7 protein-coding genes are annotated in these 15362 nt (G+C 39.0%); 1 reads left to right on the forward strand and 6 read right to left on the reverse strand.

The features are described 5' to 3' along the window. The 4 genes from LVD51_RS14455 to LVD51_RS14470 all read right to left on the reverse strand — a co-directional run. A partial coding sequence (locus LVD51_RS14455; protein ID WP_236972108.1) for a dienelactone hydrolase family protein occupies positions 1-866 on the reverse strand: 866 nt, incomplete at its 3' end. Continuing rightward, the gene (locus tag LVD51_RS14460; protein WP_236972109.1) at positions 866-2632 is read right to left on the reverse strand and encodes a RagB/SusD family nutrient uptake outer membrane protein; all 1767 of its coding nucleotides are present in this window, start codon (positions 2630-2632) and stop codon (positions 866-868) included. The genes LVD51_RS14455 and LVD51_RS14460, both read right to left, overlap by 1 nt. 35 nt (positions 2633-2667) lie before the next feature. Continuing rightward, positions 2668-6078: a SusC/RagA family TonB-linked outer membrane protein gene (locus tag LVD51_RS14465; RefSeq protein ID WP_236972110.1), complete on the reverse strand. Its 3411-nt coding sequence runs from the start codon at positions 6076-6078 to the stop codon at positions 2668-2670. A 100-nt stretch (positions 6079-6178) separates the two neighbouring features. Next, the gene (locus LVD51_RS14470) at positions 6179-7171 is read right to left on the reverse strand and encodes a FecR family protein (RefSeq protein WP_236972111.1); all 993 of its coding nucleotides are present in this window, start codon (positions 7169-7171) and stop codon (positions 6179-6181) included. Positions 7172-7467: 296 nt separating this feature from the next. On the opposite strand from LVD51_RS14470, the gene LVD51_RS14475 reads away from it, so the two are divergent. Beyond that, positions 7468-7782 carry a transposase gene (locus LVD51_RS14475; RefSeq protein WP_236972112.1) on the forward strand — a complete coding sequence of 105 codons (315 nt, stop codon included), beginning with the start codon at positions 7468-7470 and terminating at the stop codon, positions 7780-7782. 2253 nt (positions 7783-10035) lie between these two features. Here LVD51_RS14475 and LVD51_RS14480 read toward each other — a convergent pair. Beyond that, positions 10036-11838, reverse strand: coding sequence for a RagB/SusD family nutrient uptake outer membrane protein (locus LVD51_RS14480; RefSeq protein ID WP_236972113.1), 1803 nt, complete (start codon positions 11836-11838; stop codon positions 10036-10038). Positions 11839-11861: 23 nt separating this feature from the next. Continuing rightward, positions 11862-14990 (reverse strand): SusC/RagA family TonB-linked outer membrane protein, encoded by a 3129-nt coding sequence (locus LVD51_RS14485; protein ID WP_236972114.1) that lies wholly within the window; start codon positions 14988-14990, stop codon positions 11862-11864. Between the last annotated feature and the right edge of the window lie 372 nt (positions 14991-15362).

A 15362-nucleotide genomic window follows, 5' to 3' on the forward strand; every position in this document is an offset into this window, starting at 1 on the left:
AATGCCATTAGCGAATGTTGATCTACCGGCAATTTATCCTCTTTACCTGAAAATGCACGCAGTCTTTCGTGAAACCAATGGGGAATTTTTCTAGTAAGTTCCTCAAGTGATTCCGTATCAAATCTTTCGTCCGTATATCGAAATATACTTTCCCCTCCTGTACCTCCACTACTACAGATAACTGCATCTATTCTCGTATCAAAGGCAGCAGCCATAAGAGACTGCTTACCATTGCGAGAATGACCGGTCAATCCAATTTTACTGGTATCTACTTCTTCCATTGTATATAGATAATCAATTGCTCTACTCCCTCCCCATGCTCGTTTCATCAAGGTAGCAAAATCATAATCAGGATAAATATCTGAGTAGTTCCCCGTATCGTCTTTGGCATCGGCTCCTGCATACACACAGCCGATGTACCCCCTTCTTACCGCTATTTGGGCCCATCCTCTGTGATTCCACTGGGTCATAAATACAGGAAAAGGTCCACTGCCTGGAGGAATCATTAATTCTATCGTAATCTCTGCTCCTAGTCCAGGTCCAAATCGAATCTTGACCATCCTCAGAGTCACTCCGTTTTCTATGCGTTCCGAGATTATTTCGGATTCAAATTTATCTGGCGGTGGAGGGATAGAACCAGACACCCAATATTGATAATTTTTACTAATCCATTGACGTTTTTCTTCCCACTGAGCAGCTGTTTCGATCGGCTCCCCACTTTGTCCATTGCCCACCAATAACAAATCGGGAGGCAATGGATATTCGGGAAAAGTATCCACATTAGCCACATCAACACTTTGTGAATACAGGTGAGTAGTCCCCAAAACAAAAGAAATAAGGAAAAATAAGAATTTACTCATTTTCATTATTCAATAATTTGAATGGGTTCTACATTGTCTTCAGCACCGACATAGCCCGGATTCTGATTGACCACGGCTTGAGTATTGGCTTCAATAACACTTTGCGGAATAGGTAGCAATACATTGTGAGGAGAAATATATGCTATCGCTCCTCTCCATATTGGAGGATTGGGATCTTGATAGTGGTTATTCACTCTCATCACTCTATCGTAGAACCAATTACTTTGACTAAAACTATTCATATCGTAGCCATTTATGTTGCCTTGAGCCATGATATAAGATACCCTCACCATTTCATTGTGTCGTGGTTCTTCCATATATAGTTCTCTAGCTCTTTCGTCGAAGATAAAATCGATGGTTACATCTGAGCTTGAGATCAAAGAAGCGTTGGATCTATCCCGAACTACATTAATATCCTCTGCAGCAGCGGCCAAATCCCCCTTCCAATAATGGGCTTCCGCTCTCAACAAATAGGTTTCGGCCAATCTAAATATATACCAATCGGCCTCTCCTCCAACCGGCAAACGCGTATTGGGAGAAAGAACAAAAGTCTTGTATTGAGGCCAAGGATACCAAGTGTCAAAGGTGTCGGTCAGGTTACCATAAAATTCTTTACTCAAAGGCTGGCCATATTGTGGCGAATTTGGAGCATTGACCAATATTTCCTCCATTTCTATCCAATTGATATCGGTTCGACGAAGGTCAGTAGTTGTTTCCCAGTTTTTGTCGCCATCTCTCCAAAGACTATAATGAAAAAAAGCATTGGTTCTTACATCGGCATTTCCAATACCCAAGGTATCGCTACCTGGAGTACTCCAGTTGTGAGCGCGTTGACCGGTACTCTCCAAAACTTTCCAATATGAAGGGGTATACCTTCTACTTGAATAAACACCACCTGATCTCGATTCGATAGGACCGTCTGCGCGATCGATGGTCGCATAGATAGTCTCTTTGTTTGCTGAAATATTTCTATTCTGCCAGCGGTGAAGATCCCACTGTACATTGCGTTTACTATCTTCTGCATCAATACCAAATCGCTCCGTCATCAATGAATAGGGGCCGTCAATGACTTTATTGGCAGATGCGATAGCCATATCAAAATTGGAATTTGCCAAATAGACCTTAGCCAATAAATGGTAGGCGGCACCCTGGGGAACATCACCAGCGTTTATAGGCGACTCTGGCAAATGAAGACCACTCCATTCGAGATCTTCTTGAATTTTATTTAAAATAGCCGTTCTACTGTAGGTTTGAAAATCCAACTTTGGTCCCTCAATTTCTTGACCTACCCATGGAACATCACCATAGGTATGGACCAATCTATAGTACCAATAAGCTCTATGCCACAATGCTTCAGCTAGGATTCTATTCTTCACGGACTGATCCGCCCATTCTATATTGTCGATATTTGAGATCAAAACATTGGCGTTTTTGATAAAGCCATATACATCGTCAAACATGGTCAAATAAGGCCAAACAGGGCCACTACTCGGTGTCACTATTCTCAGATCTGAAGGAAAGATAGAAATCGCCAAATCCGAAAGGCTATGCTCCATCGCTATAAAATGATATCCTCCACTTCCACCGGAAACTTCTCTACGAATATCTTTCCTCATTTTAACCAAAATGGCTTCAAACCCATCTTCATTGACATAGGCATTTTGAGGAGAAAAAAAGGACAGAGGTTCGGGTTCTAACCACTCCTCTTTACAGGAAGTTAACAAAGTTGACAATCCTATAATTATATATATAAATTTATTAATTTTTATCATTTTCTTTTCATTTAGATTTTTGATCAAATCAATTATTAAAGAGACAAATTTAATCCTAGATTGAAGGTTTTAGCCAATGGTGTAGTTCCTGTTTCGGGATCCCAATTCGGCCATTTTGAAATTGTAAGAATGTTTCTTGTCGATGCAAACACTCTGATGCCTTCCAATCCCACGCGCTCAATAATGCTACTAGGAACATTGTAGGAAAGTGTAATATCTTGGATTCTCATAAACGAACGACTTCGATAAATCTTAATACCTCCACCGTATCCACCGGTGTGTAGGTCTAGACGAGCATAATCATTGATAGGATTCTCAGGAGTCCAATAAGGTAGAGGTCCGACATTTCGCGCTCTTCTGTCATTCGATTCAGCACCGGAGTTCAAAGCACCACTCTCTTCTCCGATATGTCCCAAATCCGCTCTGAGGAAGATAGAAGCCGTCCAGTTTTGCAAGAAAGTAAAATCATTGCCCAAGCCCAATTTATATCGAGGTTTTAAATAACCGATAAACTGTTTATCATCTTCCGCAATGTATTCTCCATCATTGTTGACATCAACCGATTTAAAATCACCTGGTCTCATCACATATTGGGCCGCTTGATCTTCCTCACCTTCTTGCCATACTCCTATGACTTCGTAATCCCATACCGCATCGATGGCATATCCAGGGAACCACTGATTGGTATAATCGGGCAATTCACCATTTTGAACCTCACCTAGAAGAGTGTAGTCCCCTTTGTCTCCAAATAATTCCAGTATTTTATTCCGATTAAATGAAAAAACAAAATTAGATTTCCAATGAAGATTTGAATTATTTATAATATTCGTTCCCAAAGTCAATTCCAAACCTTTGTTGTTCAACCGACCGAGATTCGTAGTTACGTTGGAAAACCCAGTCAAACTTGGCAAGAGTCTATTCATCAACAAATTCGTCGTCGTCGCATCGTAAATATCTATACTCAAATCGAATCGATCATCCATCAATCCCATATCCATACCTATATTAAATGATCTGGTTTTTTCCCAAACCAAACCAGAATTAGCCAGCGTTAAGTTGTACAAGCCCACTCTTGCATTGGTTCCATCAAACCATAGATCAGAATCCAAGGTGGCCAATGCGGAGTATATACCGATGTCACGATTTCCATTACTTCCCCATGAAAGTCTAAGCTTCAATCGATTTACGAATGATTCTTCATTGTACCATCCCTCTCTAGATATCTGCCAAGCTGCTGCTGCCGCAGGAAAAGTAGCTCGTGGTTCGTCTTGTCCAAAGGCGGAAAAACCATCTCTTCTGACCGACAATGTCAACAAGTATTTGTCCATCAAGGTATAATTCAATCGGGCCATAAAGGCTTCTCCAGTAAATTTTCTATCGTTGTTGTCTATAGAAGGATTATCCCCGAATTGCAAACCATGGAATCCCAATTCTTCATTGGGACTTACATTTTGATTAAATTGACTGGTGCTCCAAAACTGATTTTTCTCTGAACTGTGCAACAATGTCACATCGAAAAAATGTATCCCTACCTCTTTATTCCATTTCAGAATATTGTCAATGATCCATTCTTGACTCGAGTACTCTGATCTACTTCCCATACTATTGTCCTGCGCGGGATCACCCCCTAATTTTACATCAGTCGATCGAAAATACAATTCCTTCATGGTTTCATATCTCGGCTGGAACGAAAGTCTATAAGTAATGCCTAAAGGAAGCTTTACATCTGCGTATAAATTCGCAAATAAACTATTGACTTTTCTAAATTTGTCATCTCTATAATAATCCAATAGGGGATTGAAAGTATGACCGTGAGCCAAACGCTCCAAATTTCCATCAGCATCAAACACTCTTCCGAATGGACTATTGGAATATATATCATAACTGGCAGGTACTCCCCCTTCGTCTCTATCCGTAAATTGGGCATTGATACCTACATTTAACCAATCGGAAACTTCATACTCTGCATTCATTCTAGATCTGATGGCGGAATACTTATCTCCTAATCTCAGACCTTCATTGTCCACATAACCCAATGACCAATAATATGTCGTTCTATCTGATCCACCACCAATGCTCAAATCATGGGTTTGTCGAACGGCAGTTCGATATACTTCATCATACCAGTTTGTTGTCTGGCCGGCCTTGAATTGCTCTTGTTCGATGGGGAAAAAATTCAATCTACGCAGATATTCATCAGTTACATCTGGCAGAGGGCTTTGACTTAAATTGATCCATTCATCCAATCCAATATCACTAGGCAAATTGTTGGGATCGGTGTAATAATTATAGTCTTGTGTTGGATTTATCGTCCTAAAATAATCTGCTCTAAAATCGATATATTCTTGTGGGGAATAAGCCTCTCTTTTCACAGTGGGAGTGGACACTCCTAGTTTGGAAGAATAATTAATACGCGGCTTGCCTTTATTTCCCTTGGTGGTGGTAATTAGGATAACCCCTGAGGCTGCTTTTGCTCCATAAATTGCGGCAGAACTAGCGTCTTTTAATACGTCGATGGTTTCTATATCTGTTGGATTGATATCTTGTAAACTACCGTTGTAAATTACGCCATCTAATACGATCATTGGCGATGTACCCGCCGTCAATGAAGTCGGCCCCCTTACTTCCAAAGAACTTCCCCCTTGAGGAGAAGAAGATTGGTTGGCCGAAAAACCTGCAACTGTTCCCGTTAAAAATTCTCCTATCTGTGTTACGTTTTGATTTTTAAAATTATCGGCATTTAAACGATTTACAGAACCGGTCAAATCACTTTTTTTAACCGTTCCATAACCGACTACTACCAATTCATCTAATAACTCTGCATCTGAAACCAAGGTGATTATTAAATCAGATCGACCTTCTACAGGGACTTCCAATGTTTGATATCCGATATAGCTCAGGGACAAAACAGCATTTTCATCGACATCACTTAACTGAAATCCCCCGTCGAAATCGGTAGAAGTCCCGATATCTGTTCCTTTGACCAAAACGTTTACTCCGATTAAAGCTTCGCCTTCTTCATTAATCACCCGCCCCTGAATGTCAATGCCAGCTAGTTCTAAAACCTTACTTTGCAAGGTTTTGATTGCCTGGGGAGATTTTACCGCAGTTTGCAGACTGATCTTGCCAGAGGACTCGATCGACTGAATTTGGTTGATTTTACGTTTCAACTTGCGCATTGACTTTTTCCCATCGGAGTCATTTTTATACAACACATAATATTTTGTGCCTAAAAACTTAATACCCAAATTGGTTTGTTCTACTATTTTTTCAAATACCAGATTCAAACTAGAAAAATCGCCTTCGGTTATCGTTATCTTTACATCTTGCACGGACTGTGCATCGTATGTAAATATGATTTGATACCGCTCACTGATTTCTTGAATAACATCCACCAATTGTCTTTCCTCATCCAACTGATGAATATTGGCATACGACAACTGCATAGTAAACAGTAGAATTACTATCCAACAGTAAATAATCTTAGAGTAATTATTTTTACACATTTTAAAAAAATTATACATTAAAAAATTTATGAAACAGAGCTTACTTTACCACTAAAGTTTTGTCTATCAATAGTATATTAAGATTGTAAATAGTATTTAAGGTCCTTATACATATATCTAAATCATCACTCGGTACCCCGCCTTGTAATATTTTATTTTCCAAGTCCTTATTTTGGAAATCGATTTCCAAACCATAGGTCTGCTGTAGGAGTTTCATTGCATCACTCAAACTCAAATTATCTAAAAGCAGGACTCCATCCTTCCACGAGCTCACAACTTTTAATTTTTCTGGTCGATCCAATTTGACACGATCCGATCCCTTGGCATAAGTCAATAGATCACCTACGGCCATGGTAATGGACTCCTTGTCCTCTATATCAATTTTGACCTTTCCTTCTTCCAACATCACCTTGGTTTGATTTTCTCTGGTATTGACATTAAATTCCGTCCCCAAGACTTCAATATTTAAATCAGAGGTTCTTACATAAAATTTGTCCCCGGTTTTAGGTTTTTTCTTCACCTTAAAAAAGGCTTCTCCTTCCAATGCGACATTTCTCGGATTTTTTCGCAGATACTCCAATGAAGAGTTGGCATTGAGTACAACCTCAGTCCCATCGCTTAGCGTCAATTCCGTCCTTTGGCCGTATCCTGTAACAATCTTTTCAGATGAATTCCAATAAAAATTATAAGTAAAAACTGAAGAGACTACTAGGAGTACAATGGCGGCCGCCACCTTCCACTGTAGCGGAATAATGGACTTTTTAACAGATTGTCTTGATTTTTTATCGCCATCTAACTGCTGTAACAATTTTGCCAATTCCAATTCGACCTTTTCTTTAGATACATTGGGAATTTGAAAATTAATACCCTTGGCAATTATCTCTGCTTTATAAAAACCTTCTGCTTTTTCAGGATTATCTTCCAGCCATTGCTTCCAATATTGATCAGAATGAGGTGTTCTTTGCTTTGCCCATTCTATAAAAAATGGGTTATCGAGCAATTCTTTTATGGTTATATAGCTATCTACTGACATTGTAATGATTGTTATTTATGTGCTTACTTATATAGAGAGGGACAAAATCGAATTTGGTCTACCTTTTTTTTAACTTTTTTTTTGAAAATCTTACATTATGTTAATATTAATTAAGAATAACCTATCAGATGGGGCAAAATGGCGATAAGATATCGTGGATTAAATGATTGGTTTTTAATTCGCTCTCTTCACGGTTTTTGAGCAATGGTTGACTTATTCAATACAGGGAACACAAAGTGGTAGTATTATATTAATTAGAGCAAAAAATTAAGGAACTTAAGTTAACTTTGAAAAATATGACAAAGCAAAGAAAGAAGTATAGTTCAGAATTTAAGGAGATGATCATCTCTTTGATAAAAGGAGGCCAGAGTCGGGCAGAAATAGGCAGAGAATACGGTCTAAGCAAAGGTATGATTAGTCGTTGGGTGAAGCAATCTCAAATTACAGATCGGCCAATATTTACTGGTAATGGAAATGCAAGCTTAACAGAGGAGCAGAAAAAATATAAGGAATTAGAGAAGGCGTATTTAGCGGCGAAAATGGAAAATGATATATTAAAAAAAGCGATGGGCATCTTCTCCTTGAGCGACAGGACAAATACAAGTTCATAGAACAAAACAAAGGTATTTTTCCTGTTGATAAGATGTGTAAATCACTGGCTGTCAGCAGAAGTTCTTATTATTCATATATAAGAAAATCTAGATTGTCGTAATATATCTATCCGGATTTTGATTTATAATATTGAAATAGGTTATGTTCATGGATTTGTCACACTTTTTGCCCAAATAATCATATTATGTCTAGTATCGTTGGATTATAACATTTAATGCATCTGTCCAAGAAAGTCTATAGAGCAAAAAGTCCGCCAAATCAACATTGTTTGATGCCTTATACACCTCACCCACCCGAGGGAATAACCCCTCGGTTCCCTCATCAAATGCCTTTAGTAGGCATTTGGCTCTGTGAGCTGCATTCGGTCACCCACGGCTATGACATAACATCCCTTCAGGATGACTGAGTAGAGTCGCCAGAATAGCAACCAAATGCCCTTAATGGGCATTTGGTAGTCTTTCAGATTACTACACTCAGTCGCGGCTCTACACTGGTTTGATATAATAGCTCTTCTATCATTGTATTCTTAGTACAAATCTTTGTGATCTTACCGAATACCATTGTTTTTTTTGCGGTTAAATAGCCGTAAATAACAAATCTTCAAAAAGTTACTGGAAGCACTGCGCCATGGTAAACAAATGTAGAATAAAAAGAGAAAAGTCCTGAAAGGACGTAGTCTAATAGCATAGGGTGAAACCCTATGAGATGAATGCCTACCTAAATAAGTCCTAGAGGGACGAAGGAAATCTCTTCTTTTGTCAGAATTGCGAATTTATACAACTTAAATGCTGGCAATAATGAGATAAACATGAATTTGTCACACTTTTTGCCCAAATAATCATATTATGTCTAGTATCGTTGGCTTAAAACATTTAATTCATCTGTCCAAGAAAGTCTATAGAACAAAAAGTCCGCCAAATCAATCTGGGTTATCCATTTCGAGCCGCGCTAGTAGCACGGCTCTACACTGGTTTGATATAATAGCTCTTCTATCATTGTGTTCTTAGTGCAAATCTTTGTGATCTTACCGAATACCATTGTTTTTTTTGCGGTTAAATAGCCGTAAATAACAAATCTTCAAAAAGTTACTGGAAGCACTGCGCCATGGTAAACAAATGTAGAATAAAAAGAGAAAAGTCCTGAAAGGACGTAGTCTAATAGCATAGGGTGAAACCCTATGAAATGAATGCCTACCTAAATAAGTCCTAGAGGGACGAAGGAAATCTCTTCTTTTGTCAGAATTGCGAATTTATACAATTTAAATGCTGGCAATAATGAGATGAAAATGGATTTGTCACACTTTTTGCCCAAATAATCATATTATATCTAGTATCGTTGAATTAAAACAATGATTATCTGTCCAAGAAAGTCTATAGAGCAAAAAGTCCGCCAAATCAATCTGGGTTATCCATTTCGAGCCGCGCTAGTAGCACGGCTCTACACTGGTTTGATATAATAGCTCTTCTATCATTGTGTTCTTAGTGCAAATCTTTGTGATCTTACCGAATACCATTGTTTTTTTTGCGGTTAAATAGCCGTAAATAACAAATCTTCAAAAAGTTACTGGAAGCACTGCGCCATGGTAAACAAATGTAGAATAAAAAGAGAAAAGTCCTGAAAGGACGTAGTCTAATAGCATAGGGTGAAACCCTATGAAATGAATGCCTACCTAAATAAGTCCTAGAGGGACGAAGGAAATCTCTTCTTTTGTCAGAATTGCGAATTTATACAATTTAAATGCTGGCAATAATGAGATGAAAATGGATTTGTCACACTTTTTGCCCAAATAATCATATTATGTCTAGTATCGTTGGATTATAACATTTAATGCATCTATCCAAGAAAGTCTATAGAGCAAAAAGTCCGCCAAATCAATTTTGAATTATCGCTAATGGAATCTCGTCGCAGCGCAGTGGCGTACCCACCCGAGGTGCAGTGACTTTGGCTCCTTCATCCAATCCACATTTACTGGATTGGGTTGTCCTCCGGACAACTTCATTCTGTCATGCTCGTTCCCACCCAATGCGCGGAGGCATTGGTGTCTTCATCCTGGATGACTTCATTCAGTTATATTCGTTCATGCCTCTACAAAATGGCGTGACTGCAACGTAATTCGATAGTTTTTTTGCCACGGTCTCCGACCTGATTGTCTCAACAAATATTCTAGGAACAATCTATAAATCAACTCTACAAAAAAGACCCATCATATCGCTAAATATGATGGGTCTATAAAAAAAGGATACTTATGCAAATTATTCAATGGTCTCCAACGGTGGCTTGTTGTTTTGCGCCCCCGCGTAACCAATGTTTTGATTAATCGTCCCCAATGTATTGGAGTTGATAATCTTGTCATCTATCGGCCACAATACGTGATATGGCTCAAGATGTGGAGTTTGTCCAATAATTACAAACTTGTCTCCTACAGGTACGTCCAAGCCCAAGAAAGTCTTGGTTTTAGGACCAGTGTACTGAGGATAAAACATATTATTGGCCATTACTCTATCGAAATACCAGTTACTAGCAGAAAAATTATCTTCGCTATAACCATTTAATCCCTGTGCTGCCATAATGTATGACACTCTTACCATTTCATTCTGACGAGGTGACTCTGCCAACAACTCTCTCGCTCTTTCGTCAAAAATATAATCGATGGTCACTTCATTGGCTTCTATGGGCAAAGCGTTTGCACGCTCTCTGATCTTGTTGATATCAGCCGCTGCTGAAGCCAAATCATTTTTCCAATAGTAGGCTTCCGCTCTCAACAAATAAGTCTCGGCCAATCGGAAAACATACCAATCGCCATTACCTCCATATGGTCGAGCAGCTGGATCGTCTTGCAATACCATAGTTTTATATATTGGCATAGCATACATAGATCCCAAAACAGTATAAGGATCACCTGTCATCCATTGAAAATTCCAAGGCTTACCATAGTCAACTGATTCCACATTGTTGTACAACATTTCATCTAAATCTTTCCAGTTGGCGTCAGCTCTACGCAAATCCGGGGTATTGGTCCAATCATAACCGTCTTCTTCCCACACATCGTATTGGTACCATTCTGTCAAAGCTGCATCTGGGTTTCCTCTACCCAAACTATCGTACAATACACCAGCATCGATCATACCTCGATTACCTTCACTATCTCTGTGTCGCGAATGCCACCATGAAGGATGATAAGTTCTCATAGTATAAAGACCAGCACTCTTAGCGGCATCTGGAGCTTCGAATCGATCGACGATAGACAGAATATTTTCTGTATTGGTCGCAGAATTACGGTTAATTGGACGATGTAAATCCCAAATAACATTGAATTCACTATTGCCCGCATCTACACCAAATCGTCCTTCCATCAAAGCATAAGGACCATCTATAACTGCAGAAGCCGCAGCAATGGCTTTATCAAATTCCATATTGGCCAAATAAATTTTAGTCAATAAGTGGTTTCCTGCTCCTTTGGTTACAGCTCCGGGGATGGCGGTCTCTGGAAGATGCTGAACAGCAAACTCCATATCGGATTGGATTTTATCCAAAATAGCCCAACGACTATGAGTGTTAAAATCCAAACGAGCACTCTTGATCTCTTCTCCTACCCATGGCACATCGCCGTAATTGTGAACCATTCTGTAGTACCAGTATGCTCTATGCCAATAAGATTCAGCTAAAATAGCATCCCTTTCTGACATATCCTCCCATTCGATTTCGTCAATCCGAGAGATGGCCACATTGGCATTTTTTATGTTTTCATAAAAATTGTTAATCTGACTAACGTATTTAGAATATCGATCCGTACTAGGTGTCAATTGAGTCATATCCAATTGAACAAAAGGCACCGCTACTTCAGTAGTATTCCACTGATGGTGCATAAAGTTTCGATTACCCGTAAATTCGGGTACCAGTGACTTTCTCATAGTAACCAAGAGAGCGTCAAATCCCGAACGATCTATATAGATGTTTTCAGGCGCAAAAAACGACAGCGGCTCTGGTTTCAAAAAATCCTCAGAACATGAGAATGTAGATAGTAATATTGAAAAATATAGTATTATGCGTTTCATAATTTTAATATTTAAGCGAGTAATTAAAGAGTTACATTAAGACCCAAAGTATAGGTTCTAGGCATAGGTTCACTAATACCAGATTCTGGATCCCATCCCGGCCAGTCAGTGAAGGTAGCCAAGTTACGGATAGAGCCGAAGAATCGGATACTCTGTAAGTTAATTTGGCTAGCATAATCAGCTGGCAATGTATAGTTTAATGTAAGATCTTGAATTCTCACGAATTCTCTTGATTTAAATACCATTATACCGCCACCGTAAGGTGCATCATTTTGTCCCAAGCGAGGCCATTCATTGGTCTGATTTTCTTCTGTCCAATAAGGCGTCGGTGCAGTATTTCTTCTATCATAAGTTGAGTGACGGTGGATAGCATCAGAAAATGCACCCATGTGTCCCAAATCGGCTCTAATAAAGATAGAAGCTGAAAAATTCTTCAAGAATGTAAAATCATTTCTCAAGCCCAATCTAACTCGTGGCTGCTCATAACCAATAAAAGTTTTGTCGTCCAATGCTTCGTAACTGCCGTTACCGTTGAGGTCAGCTCCTTTTAAATCACCAGGCTCCAATCCGTATTCCGCCGCTTCAGCCGCTTCGTCTACTTGCCAGATTCCCAACAAATCGTAATTCCAAATTACATCAACCGCATATCCTGGGAACCACTCATTTTCAAAATCTGGAACTTCACCGTCGTATTGGTTTCCTTCCAAAGTATAGGTTCCAGTTTCTCCAAACAATGATTCGATTTTATTTCTGTTCAAAGACAAGTTAAAACTTGAACTCCAACTAAAGTTGTTGGTATTGATATTGGATGAACTTACCGTCATCTCAAATCCTTTGTTAGACAACTCTCCAATATTGGTCGTAATATTCTCAAAACCCGTAATTCGAGGCAATGATCTATCCACCAACAAACTATTGGTTGTCATATCATAGTAATCCAAACTTACGTTGATTCTATTCTCCAAAATACCCAAGTCTACACCAAAGTTAAGAGACTCCGTTTCCTCCCAAACCAAACCGGGGTTGGCCAATGAAGAAGTATATACACCGATCTGAACTTGTGATCCGTCGTAGTATTGATTAGAACTCAATTGAGCCAATGAAGAATATGCTCCAATATCTCTATTTCCATTCACACCCCACGAAAGTCTAACTTTGGCTTGATCAAGCCCAGGTACGTTAAAGAATTTTTCATCAGACAATTTCCATGCAAAAGCCATAGCAGGGAAGGTGGCTCGTGGGTTACTCTGACCAAAGGCAGAATATCCATCTCTTCTCACGGAAGCTGTAAACAAGTATTTGTCCATCAACGTGTAATTCAATCTGGCCATCATCGCATCACCAGTCACTTTAGTATCCTCAGACAACAATGCTGGATTAATACCAAATTGTAAACCCGAATAACCCAAGACAGGACTTGGCTGGAATGTATTATTCACAGAATAACTCTGCCATGTTTTATTTTCTTCTTTGTTGTATAGTAAGGTCACATCAAAACTGTGATCTCCATAGGTATGATTCCATTTGATCAAATTGTCAATCATCCATTCAAATCGAGTAAAATCAGTTCTATCAGCTTTACCATTAGATACATTTTGTCCACCGATAATGGTTTCTGGTGACCAGTAATTGTAATCTCTCAAATCTTCGATTCGCGGCTGGTAAGACAATTTATAGGTAATCCCAAAAGGCAAACCAACTTCTGCATATATGGAAGAGAACAAACTGTTGACCTTGCGATCTCTATCTTGTCCATATGTGTTGATCAATGGATTTTGTCCACCGATATAATCACCTGGATACCATTTCAAAGAACCATCTTCGTTGTACACTGTACCAAATGGACTTGATGTTTGCATTCCTGAGATACTAGCCGTTACAGAACTTTCATCTCTTACTGAATACTGGGTATTCGTCCCTACATTTAACCAATCAGTAACTTCAAAATTGAAGTTCAAACGAGAACGAATGGTAGAGAATTGGTCTCCTTTAATAATCCCTTCGTTGTCTACATAACCCAATGACCAGTAATACTGAGTATTGTCTGATCCACCTGAAATACTTAAATCGTATTCTTGTTTAATTCCTGTCTGCATGGTTTCATCGAACCAATCCACAGTCTCACCAGAAAGGTAAGATTCAATTTCCGTAGGGAAAAAGTTCAAACGAGATAAATATTCTCTCGTATCATCGGGGAGTGGATTAGGGTTAAGAGCTCTCCAGTCTTCGATGGTAAGTCCTTCACTCAAATTTGCTGGATCATCCCAGTAAGTATCTGGAAAAGGCTGAACGTTAGATCGGTAATACCCTTTTCTAAATTCAATATATTCCTCAGCATCACGCACTCCGTACTCGTCGGAAGTGGCTTGTGTAAAACCCAATTTAGAAGAAAAGTTAATGGTTGGTTTTCCTTTACTTCCTTTGGTAGTAGTAATCAACAATACACCGGAAGCGGCTTTAGAACCGAATACAGCAGCAGAACTGGCATCTTTTAAGATATCCACCGTCTCAATATCGTTGGGATTGATATCAGAGATACTACCGTTAAAGATTACACCATCCAATACCACCAATGGCTCTGTTCCAGCAGTCAAAGAGGTAGGTCCTCTTACTTCCAAACTAGATCCACCAGAAGCACCAGTACTTTGGTTGGCATTGAAACCAGCTACTGATCCCGTCAACATATCGGTCAACTGAGTCATAGACTGATCTTTAAATTTTTCAGCGTCTACACGTTGTACCGATCCGGTAAGGTCACTTTTCTTTACAGTACCATAACCCACAACCACCAATTCGTCCAACAATTGGGCGTCGGTAGTCATAGTAATAGTAATCTCAGTCTGACCTTCCAGAACAACTTCTTTGGTTTGGTAACCAATGTAACTCAATACCAATGTAGCGTCTGCTGCCACATCTTGCAATTGAAATCGGCCGTCAAAATCGGTAGAAGTACCGTTGGCAGTTCCCTTAACCAAAACGTTCACCCCTATCAAAGGCTCGCCTTCTTGGTCTACAACTGCTCCGGAGATATCCATAGGCAGCTGGGCATTTTCATTCCACTCGAAGTGAAATTTCGCATTTTCAGCATTAGATTCATCAGGCAATATCCATAGCCCGAGAACTAATAAGACAATTAGTCGAATTGTTTTCATCTCATAAGTTTTAATAATTGATCAAATTTTCTTCTGTATCCAAGTATTGGTTTTTTCTTCCAGTCAAAAGCTATTACACTCCTCGACTGGGGCAAAAAAACTATTTTTCACAATAGATTATTTCGGTAACGTTACCGCAAAACCTACAAAATTTAAGCTCGAATAGAACCCTTATTTGGCAAATTCACTCGGTAACGTTACCGAATTTAAGCATTCTCAGCTAATTAACCTAAATTTCACACAATAAATTATCATTTTAAAAATAAATTAAGGGTTGAAATTCACAAAATATGGGGTTTTAATAGTATTGGAATACTGATGATTATCTAAATATATCTAGATTTCGATTGGAAAAATAAAAAATATTCGCAC

This window comes from Membranihabitans marinus (assembly GCF_021729155.1).
GTDB lineage: Bacteria > Bacteroidota > Bacteroidia > Chitinophagales > Saprospiraceae > Membranihabitans > Membranihabitans marinus.